Genomic DNA, 13547 nt, shown 5'->3' with positions numbered 1-13547 from the left:
GCTTGTGCGCTGCTACAACTCTCTGTCCAATATGAATTTTACCCAGCACTCCGATGGCGACAGGTCTTTTCAGTGAACTAAAGGTTACTCATCATTGGCGTTTTTACACATCAGGTCACTGACGGCAACTGAGTCCAATTTGTCGTGTAGGCCGGTGACAAATGTTCTCTGCGCATCGCGTAAGCCGAGGGCCCCGCTTGCCGAGCGCTGCGCACCTTTGTCCGTGACTTTCGGTTGATCTCGTCTATTACGGACATTAGCCGGACTGCCCGATCACCCTCACCAGGTGAAGCGCTGGCAAACAGATCGTCTTGAATGGTCGTCGCATTAACCAAGTCGCTCAGCATCACACCGGCTTTCGCATAGTCGTAGCCGTTTCGGTACATCGGTCTGAGTAAACTTAAAACCTGTTGGACGATGGCCCTCGAATCCTGTGTGGATGTAATCAGCTTTACTGACGCGCTGTTGGAATACTGGGGAAGATCTGTTCGGAACGAGTTTGTTCGGAAAAACACCATCAGTGCGCCGGCGTACTGCTCCCCTTTCCGTAGTTTTTCTGTGGCTCTCGTTGCAAATTGGGCAACGGCTTCTTCCAGATCGGATAAGGCTTTTAACGGGGAGCCGAACGAACGGGAGCACATGATCTGCTTTTTTGGCTGAGGGACATCTTCCCAAGGAATGCAGCCAATTCCGTTAAGCTCACGAATCGTCCGCTCTAACACCACGGAAAACTGTTTACGCAATGTTGAAGGGTCAGCGTCAGCGAGTTCGAGCGCGTTGGTAATACCCATTCCCTGGAGCTTGGTTGATAGTTTTCGACCGACACCCCAAACCTCTTCCACGGGTACCAAAGCCATCAGGCGCCGCTGTCGACCTATATCGGTTAAATCTACAACACCCTCAGTTGCCCGGTATTTTTTGGCTGCATAGTTAGCAAGCTTGGCTAACGTTCGAGTGGGCGCGATGCCGACACAGACCGGTAGGCCGGTATCCTGAACAACAGTGTCTTTGACCTGGCGTCCAAAGCTTTCTAGGGAGACCGCGCGCTCTACGCCAGTCAGGTCCAGAAACGCCTCATCAATGGAGTACACATCAACTCGCGGTGCCAGGGCTTCCAAGGTCGTCATCACTCGCCGGCTCAAATCGCCGTACAGAGTGTAATTAGACGAAAACAGTTGGATGCCATGCAGTCGAATTTCCGAGCGAATGTGGTGTACCGGAACGCCCATTTTGATGCCAAGGGCTTTAGCTTCTCGGGATCGGGCGACCACGCAGCCGTCATTGTTGGACAACACGATCACTGGGGTATCCCGCAGATCCGGTCGAAAAAGCTTTTCACAGCTGGCGTAGAAGTTGTTGCAGTCAACGAGAGCGAATACGGTTTTCATCCAGCTATCACAGTGGATGTCATTATGACTTTCCTCCCCGCTTGAGTGACCGAACGACATTGGTGACCACACCAAAGACCTCCAGCACCATGCCCTCTTCAATCAGAATGGGCTGATATGCAGGATTTCGTGGCAGCAGGTAAACCGGCGGAGGGTTGAGGTGCAGTTCTTTAACAGTCATCTCAGACTCCAGGCTGGCGATAATGATGTCACCGTGCTGCGCGCGCAAAGACCGGTCGACCACCAGCACATCACCGGGAAAGATTCCCGCGCCGATCATCGACTCCCCCTCAACTCGCACAAAAAAAGTAGCGGCCGGATGCTGAACGCACAGCTCATTCAGGTCGAGGGTTTTCTCAATATAGTCCTCAGCAGGCGAAGGAAAACCCGCGGACACTCGCTCAAGGAAGAGCGGGATGTTGAGGCGCAAGAACGAGCTGGAGTCACCAAGCAAAATGCAGGGCATGATTTGCACCGAGTACTGTTTATTTGTACAGTATATTGGAGTGAAACACGCGAAGGGTCAACTCGATAATTTGAAAGAAGAGCAATAGTAAAAAGCGGAACGAGAACCAGCGTTGACGGGAACAACTGCACACACTTCTTGCCTCAAACCCTGCTAGCAAAGAGTTAGGGGAATGGTTGTCCTCTAAAATAATCAGGCGACAACTACGCTGACACATAGGGCGGTCGCCATACGGTTTAATTCAAAAGCATTTTTTGAGGAACAAAAGGCAAAAATGTAGGACCACTTTGCCTTCGGCACTCAGATATTCTCCACTTTTCAAGAATTTATCGTCTTCTCGGTACGGAGGGAATCTGACTCTCGCTGTAACAAGGGATTTTAATCCTCGTTTCAGGTCTCGATAGGGGTTTTCGGACTCTGGAAAAAATCTTAACCATTCTTCCGCCGTAATCGTGATGGGATCAGCGTAACCAAAGGCGTAATTGTCCAACGTCAGTTTGCTCATTGCTAATATTTTGAGCCGCATCCCTAAAAGGGACAATCGGTAAGAGGCTTCAGCTAGTCGATTAGGCAGAATGACTTGATTCATGATTGTTGCCTTACAGATTAAAACCTAATTCTCACAGAGATCCCCTCCTTGGTAACGACCAATTTGTTGCTTTTGGATAGATTCGCCTCGCTGTTATTTGTCACCGTAGTTGTCGTGTAGATCATACTTTTATGCAGCCTGTTGCTGCCCAGAACAAGCCTGGTGCGGCGATATCACATACATCTGGGCTGGCCAGAAATGGAGCTATCTGGCAGTCGTTCTGGACCTTTACGCCCGCCGCATTGTTGGCTGGGCACTATCAGACCAGCCTGATGCTGAATTGGTGGTAAAGGCGCTGGATCGTGATTACGAGCAACGAGGAAAGCCAACTGGGGCTCTGTTTCACTCCGACCAAGGCCGTCAGTATACCAGTCGATTATTCCTTCAGAGGCTCCGGCGTTACCAAATGGAGCAAAGCAACCAAGGGTGAAATGGGTCGTATGGTGACCACTGTTCTTGGCATGGTTGCGGATATGGAGCTGAAGTTTATTAAAGACCGGCAGCGCGCCGGAATTGAGTTAGCGAAGACTAAAGGCACCTATAAAGGTCGCCAAAAAAGTGTCGATGACGCCGATATTCGAAAACGTATAGAAAACAGAGAAACAAAGGCCCAGGTTGCCAGAGAATTGGGAGCTTCACGAATGACCGTTTATCGGGCTCTCAACAAATAGAATTTTTTTTGGCTCAATCAAATCGCGACCATCTGCGGTCAAATTTGACCGCGCCATGCCCTACCTGAAACTGCCGATTCACCACTCACCGGATTCTGTGGACGCGTCCACAGATTGAGAAAGCATTGTCTGGCCGGGGTGACGGTCAAATTTGACTGCCCACAGCAGGCTGGGATTTTGGGTGAATAAGGGGATACCCAAGAGTTGTGGACGCGCCCACAAATGGAGAAAGCGTTGTTTGGCCAGGGTGACGGTCAAATGTGACCGCCCGTTGCAGGCTGGGATTTCGGGCGAATAGGGGAAACCCAAGAGTTGTGGCCGCGGCCACAGATTGAGAAAGTATTGTCTGACCAGGGTGACAGTCAAATTTGACCGCTCCGCACCCCACCTGAAACTGCCAATTCGGCCGTTGCAGTCGGCGTGATGAAGCTGTGGTGATTCCATCGACATAGGTCATCGTTCCAAAGCTGAGTTGGCGAAAAAAAGGCGGAACAACCACTGTCATGTATAGTTTTCTCAATTTTCTATACATATTCGTGCCGACATATATAGAATTTTGGCCTTTATACATGCATAACTTCCAACTAGGGTGACGGTCAAATTTGACCGCCCATTGCAGGCTGGGATTTTGGGTGAAAAAATAATTAAGTTGGTAACAAATTCGCCCTTAAGATATTTCCTAGATGCGCTTAGTAGCCTTTAGTAATTTATCCTACTAATACAGGGTTTTCTTTAACGCCCCAGAGTTGTGGTCGCGACCACAGATTGAGAAAGCATTGTCTAGCCAAGGTAACGGTCAAATTTGACCGTCGATAGTAGGCTCGATTATTCGGGTAGAAAGGGCAGAACTCGGGATTTTTGGACGCGCCCACAAGTGGAGAGAGCGGTGTCTGACCAGGGTGACGGTCAAATTTGACCGCCCATTGCAGGCCGGGATTTCGGGTGAATAGGGGAGGCGCCAGGGTTGTGGGCGCGCCCACAGATTGAGAAAGCAGTGTCTAGCCAGGGTGACGGTCAAATTTGACCGCCCACAGTAGGTTGGATTTTCGGGTGGATAAGGGGAAACCCCAGAGTTGTGGTCGCGACCACAGATTGAGAAAGCATTGTCTAGCCAAGGTAACGGTCAAATTTGACCGTCGATAGTAGGTTCGATTATTTGGGTGGAAAGGGCAGAACTCGGGATTTGTGGACGCGCCCACAGATGGAGAGAGCGTTGTCTGGCCAGGATGACGTTCAAATTTGACCGCTTCGCACCCCACCTGAAACTGCCAATTCGACAGTCACCGCATTCTGTGCGCGCGCACAACCTAGTTTCACCTCGGCAACTGTGACCTTGACGGTCAAATTTGAACACACCACGCCCTACCCTAAACTGCCAATTCCCCAATCACCAGATTCTGTGTGCGCGCACACAACTGGAGAAAGCGGTGTCTGACCAGGGTAACGGTCAAATTTGACCGCCCATAGCAGGCTGGGGTTTCGGGTGAAAAAATAATTAAGTTGGTAAAAAATTCGCCCTTAAGATATTTCGTAGATGCGCTTAGTAGCCTTTAGTAATTTATCCTACTAATACAGGGTTTTCTTTAACGCCCCAGAGTCGTGGGCGTGCCCACAGATGGAGATCGCGTTGTCTGGCCGGGGTGACGGTCAAATTTGACAGCCCATATCCGTCTGGGATTTCAGGTGAATAGGTGGAGCCCCAGAGTTGTGGACGCGTCCACAGATGGAGATGGAGATGGAGATGGAGATGGAGTTGTTTGGCTAGGGTAACGGTCAAATTTGACAGCCCACAGTAGGTTGGATTTTCGGGTGGATAAGGGGATACCCCAGAGTTGTGGGCGCGCCCACAGATTGAGAAAGCATTGTCTGGCCAGGGTGACGGTCAAATTTGACCGCGCCATGCCCCGCTTCCAACTGCCGATTCTCCATCCACCGCATTCTGTGTGCGCGCACACAAATTGCTTTCGCCCTGCCAGCTACCACTTTTTGCCTCCCAATCCCTGCGCTCTTCGGTCAAATTTGACCGCTACTGGCGACACCTACCCTTCACTGTCAGTTTTTACAGGCACAAGCTTTCTTAAAGTAACTTTTTCGTCGCTACAGGTAGTCTGCCGACGGCCAAGCTGCCCTACCGTTTTCTAGTCGTAGATTTTTAGACGCAATTGTTTATCAAAAAACCACAAGAAAAGTTAGTTTTTGAGAGTGCAAAATTAGCGCTCAGAAAACGACCGTTTTCTGATAAAAGCGGTCCTTTTCCAGATAGGGGTTTACCCGATTTGCTATTCTGGAACGAAGTTCGTTTTGGTCGCAAAGCGAACATTCAGATTGACCACGAAGCAGATCTTTTACATCGCCCTAATTTCGGCATTTGCCTCCGGCTCAAGGCTCTACGATGTCGGATTTTTCAGTTTTGAACGGACCGACATTCCAGGGTAGAGTCACTACAGAGAGGCAAGTTTAATTTGCACTCACCCCTCGCCAGCCTCATGATTCGCTCTTTCGATTGCGCCACTGAATTTGTCCCAACGCTCATGTGAGATCAAGCCGTTGGGTAGGCCAAAGCTAACAATGGATTGAATCCGCGAATAAAGGGCGTCTGCCTCTGAGTGAAGGCCATGTTTGCGGAGGCCACAATAATACAGTGTGGCAATATAGAGAGCGCCTTCATCCTCCGACATTTTTCCATCCCAGGCTTTGTCGATTAGTTCGAGGTACGCGAGCGTTCCCGGAAAGCCCGGATTGTCACTAGTAGGAATCTGGTACTCGTTGTTGAGTTTGATGTCCACTGAGCCATTGTACTTTTTCCTATTTCTAAACCCGAACATACAATTTCCTTTTAAGTCGGCTCAAATGGACTTTTAGGTGTCAGCTTTCACCATCCATGTTGACCGGCGTGATTCCGTAGATTGGCTTCTCGTCATGAAAGATATGTGAAGAGAAGACAAGCTTCCGGCAAATTGTCGGTGACATCACCTCCATCCGATCATCAGTGGTGCTAATTCAGACCATAGTGTCGTTTAGTGGTTGCGATGGCTTCTGAAATAAACTCATCACTGATTGGAGGACCGGAACTGAACTCGATTTTAAATCGATATCGGATGAAAGAGTCTAGAGTCAGTGGCTTCGGTAGTTGTCCGGAGCCAACCTGAGAGCGATGTGCTTCGATATGATCAAGTATTGCTTTTTCGGATGTACCGCTCTTACGGGAGACGGCGTACGTCTCTACTATTGTGACAAGCGCCGCCTCTGGCGTGCCCATAAGTTCCATCTCGCCTAGTGAGTCAACCATGCTTTCGTCATAGCCCATCCCTTTTGCTACAGGATCAGTGCTGATCCTGCGCTTCGCAAGAGCGCGTATTAACTCCGTTTTGGAGATTCCATCCCCACCGCCCAACAGCTTCCTCAAAAACCCCATTTACGATACCCCTCATCAAGTGTCTTGCCGAAGTCGAATTAGCAACAAATGTTTGCTATTGATTATAGCGGAACGAACTGGTTCTCGCCGCCCGTGACCCGCTCCCCAGTAATTGTGCCACTCACCGCTTTGCAATGGCGGCTAATTTAGGCACATCACCAGCCGATTCTGGCGCTGCAAAAAGGTCCGCTTTCCAATGGAAGCATGCATCTTTAAAGCGGACTTACCAATGTTCGCTTTTGTTTAGGAGAGGATCTTTTACTCTGGCTTGATTCTGTGGTGAAACGGTCAGTCGCGGCACCGTAAGAAAGGACCGCTTTGAGAACCGAGCGGCCAATTTATGGGTTCAATACCATTCTGTCTGGCGACCGGTCATCTTAATTGTCGCCGAACAGCGGGGTTTGGAACCGGTTCTATAAAAACCCCCTCACTGTTTCTCTCCAGCGGCAACAAAATCTGTGCCTCAGGCAACAGAGTTCATGCCAGCGGCAACATTTTCTATGCTCTGACCTGGTTCCGTAATGCTAACTGTTTTCGCTCTCATGGTTCGACCATTGACGTCTATGGTTCGCTCTTTGGCTCTGACGGTTTAACCATTGCTGAATCGATAAAAAAACTATTTAAAACAAGATGTTAAAACGCTATAAGTACGCAATTTTTCAATAAAAAATAACTCAATCAGTAAAAATCTCGCTCCCTGTGGATATGTCTTCTCCCGTTTAGGTCTCTCAACTTCGTCTCCCGTCTAGCCAACTAATTAGGGCTTTTCCTCGATAAACCATAGAGTTACGTTATATTTTTGATTCTCGCTTTAGCAATGTGCAGTCTACATTGCCTGTGGCGAACCAAGTGTGCGTTTACAGCGTCCGTCACGAACCAAACTGAAAGCAAAGTACGTTTAAAAAGGTGCCATCTGAACCATACTTAAAGTTTTCAGCACCTGTCATCTGACCCAAAAATCAGGGATCTGGTTCGTTTTTTTATAATGTGGGGTGGAATTTGGTTCGTGCTTTGCTCGTGAGGGGCGGAATCTGGTTCCGTAATTCTAACTCCCGCACAGACCTAGGTATGGTGCGATAGTGAGCAGTATAGGCAGTTTGATGGAACCTTTGCGGGGTTTGGAGCCAATTCTATATAAAAAACCCTCACACTTTCTCTCCAGCGGCAACAAAATCTGTGCCTGAGGCAACACTTTTTATGCTCTGACCTGGTTCTGCAACGCCAACTCCCGCACAGAACTAGGTATGGTGCGGGAGCTAAAAAGCAGGCAGTCTGATGGAGCCGCAAAATAAAACGAGTCGGTTATGATCCAGAGTTATCAAAAATGAATTCCGCCTATGAAACTCCGGTATTAGTTGTTGATCTGGAAGCGACCTGTTGGGAGCGTCGATTAGCACCCTCTGGCGAGCGCCAAAGCACGCATAATATGGAGATTATCGAGTTTGGGTGTGCCCTGGCGACTCGGGACGGCGAGTTGTTGGATAGTCAGTCATTTCTGGTGCGGCCGACACTAAACCCCGTGCTCAGTGAGTTCTGCAAGTCGCTAACGAGCATCCAACAGTCGATGGTCGATGCTGCCCCTGTTTTTTCGGAAGCGTGCCACTTAATAAATGTATGGCTAGGTCAACCCCACGAGGATTTTCTCTGGTGCAGCTGGGGCAACTATGACCGCCTACACATTCAAGCAGACGGCGAGAAGCACAGGGTATTCCCATCGCTGATGAACTACCCGCACTTAAACCTGAAACGACTTTGGCGCCGGACCACGGGGCAAAAACGTAAAAACGGGATGGCCCATGCTCTCGAGTTCCATGGACTGGCGCTGGAAGGGCATCATCACCGCGGCGTAGACGACGCGCGTAACATGGTGCGCTTATTGCCCTTTATGGATTGGACGTTAGAAGCGGAATTGTTAACCCCACAGGGGGAAGGCCTGTGAGGATTGTTTGTATTTCTGACACCCACAGTCTGCACAGGCAAATACCGGAAATTCCGGACGGCGATGTTTTGGTTCACGCTGGTGACAGCCTGGGGCAAGGCACGCTAGAAAACGTGGAAGATCTAAACGAGTGGCTGGGCACCCTGCCCCATCGACACAAAATCGTGATTGCCGGCAACCACGACTGGGCGTTTCAAGACACGCCGGCGCTGGCTCGGGAGGCACTGACGAACGCCGTTTACCTGGAAGACAGTGGCATTGAAATCGAAGGCGTTCGGTTTTGGGGCTCACCCTGGACACCCACCTTCATGGACTGGGCGTTTATGCTCGAGCGAGGTAAGCCGCTGTATGACAAATGGACGCTGATCCCTGACAACACCGATGTTCTGATCACCCATGGCCCGCCCAAAGGCTTTGGCGATGAGGCGAATCTGGGATTCAAGTGCCAGAACGTAGGGTGTGATCAACTGCTGGACCGAGTCCGACAGCTAGCCCTGAAAGCGCACATCTTCGGACATATTCATGAGGGGTATGGCGAGTATCGCCTGGGCAACACCCGACTGGTTAACGCCAGCACGTGCACCCTCCGGTACCAACCTTCCAATGCGCCCGTGGTGTTGGAACTTTCTGCCAACGAGCCGTTACCGCGTGATCAAGCGCTCGTTGATTTGGTAAGGGAGCGCCTCAGCGAACCAAGCCTGCGTATCGATCTGGATGATCTGTGACGCGATCCATCGATCGCCATAGTTCAACTGAGGGTTTGTGTGTTTCTGGTTTTCTCGCGCTGTTATCAGTCGTTGGCAAGAGAGGTTAACTATGACGGTCGAAGAATTAATCACACAGCTGAAAACCTTGCCACCGGATACACCGGTTCTGGTCGAGGGTTATGAAACCGGGTTTGACGATATTATCGAGCTAGTGCCCCGGCCGGCTGTTCGGTATCGGAATGCTCAGGAGTGGGGTGGCGAAGTACCAAGCGCCGGAACGATTTCTCTGATTCAGAGGCTGCAACCCTCCAGGCCGCTGTTATTCTGGGGCGTAAAGGAACCAGGAGATAAAGCCATGTCGGAACGAAAATCCTATAGCTTGAAAGAGTTGGTGGCCCATTGTGATCTAAGTGCGCCAGTGCCTGCAGAGCTTCAGGCCTGGGAACAGGCGGCACCCGTTGGCTATGGACAAATGGTTCTCGTCAACCAGGTTGATATTCGCGAACCCATTCTGACGTTCGCTGAAGCCCTTTCAAAAGAATTCGATGTTGTCCAGCTGGTTTTGTACGGTAGCCGGGCTCGCGGTGACTACTGCGCGGAAAGCGATACCAATGTGGCGGTCTTATTGCGCGGAGAAAATGAGGGGCTCAGAGAGTTTGTTGATGTGAAGCTCGCCCTTGCCAGCGTGGCTTATGAAATTTTGTTGGTAACGGGTGTTCGTATCCGGCCACATCCGGTTTGGGAGGCCGAATGGTCAAACCCTGAGCGATCGCGGCCTGTCGATTTGGAGGTTTTAGAGAGGATTGCCAGTGAGGGCATTGTCGTCTGGCAGGCCTGATTTAGATTTGGGTCTTCTCCGACAAATACCGACTCAACAAAGTCCCCATCTCATTGCCGCTGATCACTCCGGCGCGCTTTAGCGTCACAATCAAATCTTCAATCTCATCAGTCACGACGTCATCACCCGCAAGACGTGTAGCGATTTCTGCCAACGTATCGTCAGGGGTCGGGTGATACCGAATGCCAAGCTCAGTAGTGTGGGATCATAATATAGTCGGTAACTTACTAATAGAGTTGGTAACTCTTTCCCGGTGGTTATGTACGTCAACCTAGACGCTGTTTTTTCTGGCGACACTATGGTTTCAGTGGCGCAAAGGATTCGCTGGTCGAGCGATGGTTTTGACCATAAAACACCCCATTCACAATAGAATCACTCAGGGCTGAAACAAGATCAAATTGCTGTCGTCCCCGCGGTTATCATTCCACTTCTCGATAACATCCAGATCACCATAAAGGCGCCCATTCAGAATACTATCCACCTCATAGGCGTCTGCGTAGCGCATCATAAGCGCTTCAGTATCCGCAAAAAAGACCTCAAGATCGCTAATAGTTTCATCCGACAGATCATCTTCGTACTCACTGGCAATAAACGCCAAGTCGTGCAGATCCCTTGCTGCTGTTCGATACGGCATCTCCGGGTTTGCTTGAGCCGCGAGTAACTTGAGTCGGGCTATCTCGTCAATGTTGTAAACCCTGATACCGTTTAGCTCTTGGACAACACTCGGATCAGGTAACCGTCTGGCCGAAATCTCCAGCTTCACACTTACCGGCATCTTTTCCCCCGGCAATTTGAATAAGGCGCGAGCACGATGGGTTGTATCAGTCATTTTGAGATCAGCAAATTTACTCAGCTCAATTCCTTCTCCCTGCTTGTTAAGTTTTTTCAGGCCATCCTTACAAATGCTTTCAAGGTTCAGGTGCGTTTTCAGTTCACGCAAAAGATCGAAGTCCAAATCCTCACTGAACCGGTCTATCTGGTAGCAGAGCATCAAGGCGGTGCCACCCTTCAGCACCAAAGGCTTATTTCCCGCTCCGATTACCTCACAGATCGCCCTCATGATCCTTGCGTGGGCTTTTTCGCGCTCAGACAGTTTCATGGCCACCACCCTAATGATTTATCCACTTGAGCATCGTGCTTGCCCCCTTAGAAGATAGGAACGGGCGAAAGTCCTTCACCCACTGCTGAACCTTGCCCATGTTCACCACATCATCGATATCGCTGACTTGGATGTTAGGCATTGGTTTCTGGCGCACTTCGAAGAAGTGATACATCAGATCGAACAACGCACGCTCATGTGTCGCTGACCAGATCCGTGCAACATTGACCCCGAGACTTTTGATTTCTTCTGTCGCATCCCAGAGCTCATGAGCCCCGAGAAGATGACTGGCGCCATTGATGCCTACACCGGCTATCTGCCAACGACTTGGATTGGACAATGATGATGAATACCAGAGCGCCGGCATTTCGCCTTCTTTAGCAAGTGATAGTGCTGAGGCCCCGGTGAGGTAGTGCTGTGGAACCGAAGGATTGGACGCAGGCGAGGTCATGACCAAATCAAACAGCCACTGAAGACCTAATGCCTGAGCGACAGCACAGTAACTGCCAAATGCTACCGAAGGATCACCCTTTTCAATTTTCGTCAGCGTCCGCCGTGATATATCAACGCGGTCAGAAAGTTCGCTGCCACTTTCCGTGCCCCGAGCCAAAGCAATAGAGCGCCCCAATTCTTCATAGAAGGGCTGCGACATCTCCTTTAATGATACGGCCGTACTCATGATTGATCCTCCAGTAACCGTCAAATATGCGCAACATTATACGCATGGCAGTATTATGCCACATTTAGTAGGGATGTAGAAAGCAAGTGTTTACCCTGTAAATGTGAATTCCCTGGCCATGACGAAAACGAAGCTTGCCAAATTCACTCTGGATACAGGCTGGGGAATGCTGGAAATCATATTAACGAGGTAACCAGAGTCTTAGCCTGAAATTGGAAGCTGGAATTCGTCGTGCCAGCCAAGTTTTAATAGTTACCGACTTTATTATCATGCAGTGCCAGCTCTGCTACTTGGACCGACTCCAAAGTTACCAACTTTATTTTCGTCACGTCGATGTTGAGGTTAAAATGCGTGCCCTACAGCAACTTTTAATTACCAACTTTATTCCTATCCCACAGTTGGGTGATGCCCAGGCGCCGCGCCGCCTCTTTCTGAGTGACACCCCACTCCTTCACGCGCCTGGTTATCTGAATCATCAGCTCGGAGCGCAGGCGCATGTTCAGGGCTTCTTCAGGGGTGTCTTCAATCGCATCCCACACACTTTCGAATCGTTCGTTTGCCATGTCTGTCACCTGGTTAGGTTCCATGTAGTTCTGTTGGGTCTTTCGTTGGTACCTTGGTTTCTAGTCTGGAATCTCGCTTTGACGGGTCTGCGCAACCTTTGGAGCATTACCAATGCTCGAGAAGGAATTTGGCCACACCTAGGAATCAACCCAGGATAGTGTGTGTCTTTTTGGCACACGCCTTCACAAAAGGTAAAATGTGTGCCACTATGGCAAACAGTGAGCGAAGACTCACGAGCAAAAATAGGATAGGCCAATAACGGCCACCCAAACTAACGAAAGGTCATCCTTGCTATAAGTAAAAATGGTAGCAGGGGGCTGGGGAATATATATGAAAACTATCAATAACTCTGGGAGAAAGGAGTCACGCATCGTCGCTAGAGTCGACGATGCAACTCAACAATTCATCAGCGCAGCTGCGGAATTGTCTGGCATGAGCGTCAGTCAATTTTTGATAGACGCAGCCCGCGAGCGAGCACAGGTCGTGACAGAGCAGATGACAAAGATACATGTATCTCTCGATACATCGAATCGAATGTTAGAAGCCTTAGACCGTCCTGTCTCTCTCAGCGCAAGCACAATTGCAAAAGTTAAGAGATACAAGGATGTAATCAATGAAAATCGAAACAATCACGAAACAGCATGACCGCAAAAATTTTGACTGCGGTCATGAGGAACTCAATAATTATTTAAGAAGTACAGCGCGCCAGTCAGATACCAAGCGATCAACAAGGACTTGGGTCTTGGTAGACGACGACGTTCCCACTGCCATTCTAGGGTACATCACCCTCGTTCCCAGCGAACAAGATTTTCCCGAAGGCTCTAAAGCCGCAAGGAACATTCGGGAAAAATGTTCCGATTTATCGCCTCGCCAAGCTAGCAGTAGACAAGAACCAGTCCGGTAATGGTTTCGGCCATCTCTTATTAACTCATGCCATACATTTAGCTGTCGCTGCGTCAGAAAGCGTCGGCGGTACGGGGGTGGTGGTTGACTGTAAAAATAGTGATGTTGTCGGTTTTTACATGAGATACACCGAGCATTTCATGCCAATTAGTGATGATGGGTTAACACTCTGGCTGCCAATTACTGTCTGCGCCAAAATTGTTAATTGTTAAAGTGGTTAAAAAAGACAAGCAGTCTGCGCATTCAGCATCGAAAGCAATTGGGGCTTAACGCCCCAGATATCGACTTT

General features: G+C 49.7%; 11 protein-coding genes and 2 pseudogenes. 6 read left to right on the top strand and 7 right to left on the bottom strand.

From position 1 onward, the window contains the following. Positions 1–110 precede the first annotated feature (110 nt). The 3 genes from umuC to ABA45_RS02190 all read right to left on the bottom strand — a co-directional run bounded on the left by umuC (position 111) and on the right by ABA45_RS02190 (position 2443). Positions 111–1388 (bottom strand): translesion error-prone DNA polymerase V subunit UmuC, encoded by a 1278-nt coding sequence (umuC, locus tag ABA45_RS02200; protein ID WP_048384115.1) that lies wholly within the window; start codon positions 1386–1388, stop codon positions 111–113. 22 nt (positions 1389–1410) lie between these two features. Beyond that, positions 1411–1854, bottom strand: a complete 444-nt coding sequence (locus ABA45_RS02195; RefSeq protein WP_048384113.1) for a LexA family protein — start codon at positions 1852–1854, stop codon at positions 1411–1413. Between the two features lie 241 nt (positions 1855–2095). After that, entirely contained in the window at positions 2096–2443 is a 348-nt protein-coding gene (locus ABA45_RS02190; protein WP_048384111.1) for a RepB family plasmid replication initiator protein, read from the bottom strand. Positions 2444–2591: 148 nt separating this feature from the next. Here ABA45_RS02190 and ABA45_RS18395 point away from each other — a divergent pair. Together ABA45_RS18395 and ABA45_RS02185 are read left to right on the top strand one after the other, a co-directional pair. Beyond that, positions 2592–2861 (top strand): annotated as a pseudogene (locus ABA45_RS18395) (DDE-type integrase/transposase/recombinase); the annotation flags it as partial. Between the two features lie 13 nt (positions 2862–2874). Then, on the top strand, positions 2875–3114 hold the full coding sequence (locus ABA45_RS02185) for a helix-turn-helix domain-containing protein (protein ID WP_084708259.1): 240 nt from the start codon (positions 2875–2877) through the stop codon (positions 3112–3114). Between the two features lie 2468 nt (positions 3115–5582). Here ABA45_RS02185 and ABA45_RS02180 read toward each other — a convergent pair. After that, positions 5583–5939 (bottom strand): hypothetical protein, encoded by a 357-nt coding sequence (locus ABA45_RS02180; RefSeq protein ID WP_048384109.1) that lies wholly within the window; start codon positions 5937–5939, stop codon positions 5583–5585. A 1914-nt stretch (positions 5940–7853) separates the two neighbouring features. Between ABA45_RS02180 and ABA45_RS02170 the strand changes: the two genes are divergently transcribed. The 3 genes from ABA45_RS02170 (at position 7854) to ABA45_RS18220 (ending at position 10013) form a co-directional block, all read left to right on the top strand. Then, a complete protein-coding gene (locus ABA45_RS02170) occupies positions 7854–8468 on the top strand; it encodes a 3'-5' exonuclease (protein WP_041635206.1) in 615 nt (204 codons plus the stop codon). After that, entirely contained in the window at positions 8465–9193 is a 729-nt protein-coding gene (locus ABA45_RS02165; RefSeq protein WP_084708258.1) for a metallophosphatase domain-containing protein, read from the top strand. Before ABA45_RS02170 ends, ABA45_RS02165 begins: the two co-directional genes overlap by 4 nt. 91 nt (positions 9194–9284) lie before the next feature. Further along, on the top strand, positions 9285–10013 hold the full coding sequence (locus ABA45_RS18220) for a nucleotidyltransferase domain-containing protein (RefSeq protein ID WP_053076109.1): 729 nt from the start codon (positions 9285–9287) through the stop codon (positions 10011–10013). 376 nt (positions 10014–10389) lie between these two features. Here the strand turns inward: ABA45_RS18220 and ABA45_RS02150 are convergent, their stop codons facing one another. The 3 genes and pseudogenes from ABA45_RS02150 to ABA45_RS02140 form a co-directional block, all read right to left on the bottom strand. Beyond that, positions 10390–11112, bottom strand: coding sequence for a nucleotidyl transferase AbiEii/AbiGii toxin family protein (locus ABA45_RS02150; protein ID WP_048388596.1), 723 nt, complete (start codon positions 11110–11112; stop codon positions 10390–10392). Between the two features lie 10 nt (positions 11113–11122). Beyond that, entirely contained in the window at positions 11123–11791 is a 669-nt protein-coding gene (locus ABA45_RS19040) for a helix-turn-helix domain-containing protein (RefSeq protein WP_053076108.1), read from the bottom strand. Between the two features lie 398 nt (positions 11792–12189). Continuing rightward, positions 12190–12354, bottom strand: a pseudogene (locus ABA45_RS02140) (helix-turn-helix domain-containing protein); the annotation flags it as partial. Positions 12355–12685: 331 nt separating this feature from the next. Between ABA45_RS02140 and ABA45_RS02135 the strand changes: the two are divergent. After that, complete coding sequence (locus ABA45_RS02135; RefSeq protein ID WP_048384102.1) at positions 12686–13000, top strand: type II toxin-antitoxin system TacA family antitoxin; 315 nt, start codon at positions 12686–12688, stop codon at positions 12998–13000. Positions 13001–13547 lie beyond the last annotated feature (547 nt).

It is taken from the genome of Marinobacter psychrophilus (genome assembly GCF_001043175.1).
GTDB classification, from domain to species: domain Bacteria; phylum Pseudomonadota; class Gammaproteobacteria; order Pseudomonadales; family Oleiphilaceae; genus Marinobacter; species Marinobacter psychrophilus.
This window is presented reverse-complemented; position numbering and strand designations above follow the sequence as displayed.

Coding starts and splice junctions, on each gene's coding strand:
- umuC (WP_048384115.1), bottom strand. CDS start 1,388: ATGAAAACCGTATTCGCTCTCGTTGACTGCAACAACTTCTACGCCAGC.
- ABA45_RS02195 (WP_048384113.1), bottom strand. CDS start 1,854: ATGCCCTGCATTTTGCTTGGTGACTCCAGCTCGTTCTTGCGCCTCAAC.
- ABA45_RS02190 (WP_048384111.1), bottom strand. CDS start 2,443: ATGAATCAAGTCATTCTGCCTAATCGACTAGCTGAAGCCTCTTACCGA.
- ABA45_RS02185 (WP_084708259.1), top strand. CDS start 2,875: ATGGGTCGTATGGTGACCACTGTTCTTGGCATGGTTGCGGATATGGAG.
- ABA45_RS02180 (WP_048384109.1), bottom strand. CDS start 5,939: ATGTTCGGGTTTAGAAATAGGAAAAAGTACAATGGCTCAGTGGACATC.
- ABA45_RS02170 (WP_041635206.1), top strand. CDS start 7,854: ATGAATTCCGCCTATGAAACTCCGGTATTAGTTGTTGATCTGGAAGCG.
- ABA45_RS18220 (WP_053076109.1), top strand. CDS start 9,285: ATGACGGTCGAAGAATTAATCACACAGCTGAAAACCTTGCCACCGGAT.
- ABA45_RS02150 (WP_048388596.1), bottom strand. CDS start 11,112: ATGAAACTGTCTGAGCGCGAAAAAGCCCACGCAAGGATCATGAGGGCG.
- ABA45_RS19040 (WP_053076108.1), bottom strand. CDS start 11,791: ATGAGTACGGCCGTATCATTAAAGGAGATGTCGCAGCCCTTCTATGAA.
- ABA45_RS02135 (WP_048384102.1), top strand. CDS start 12,686: ATGAAAACTATCAATAACTCTGGGAGAAAGGAGTCACGCATCGTCGCT.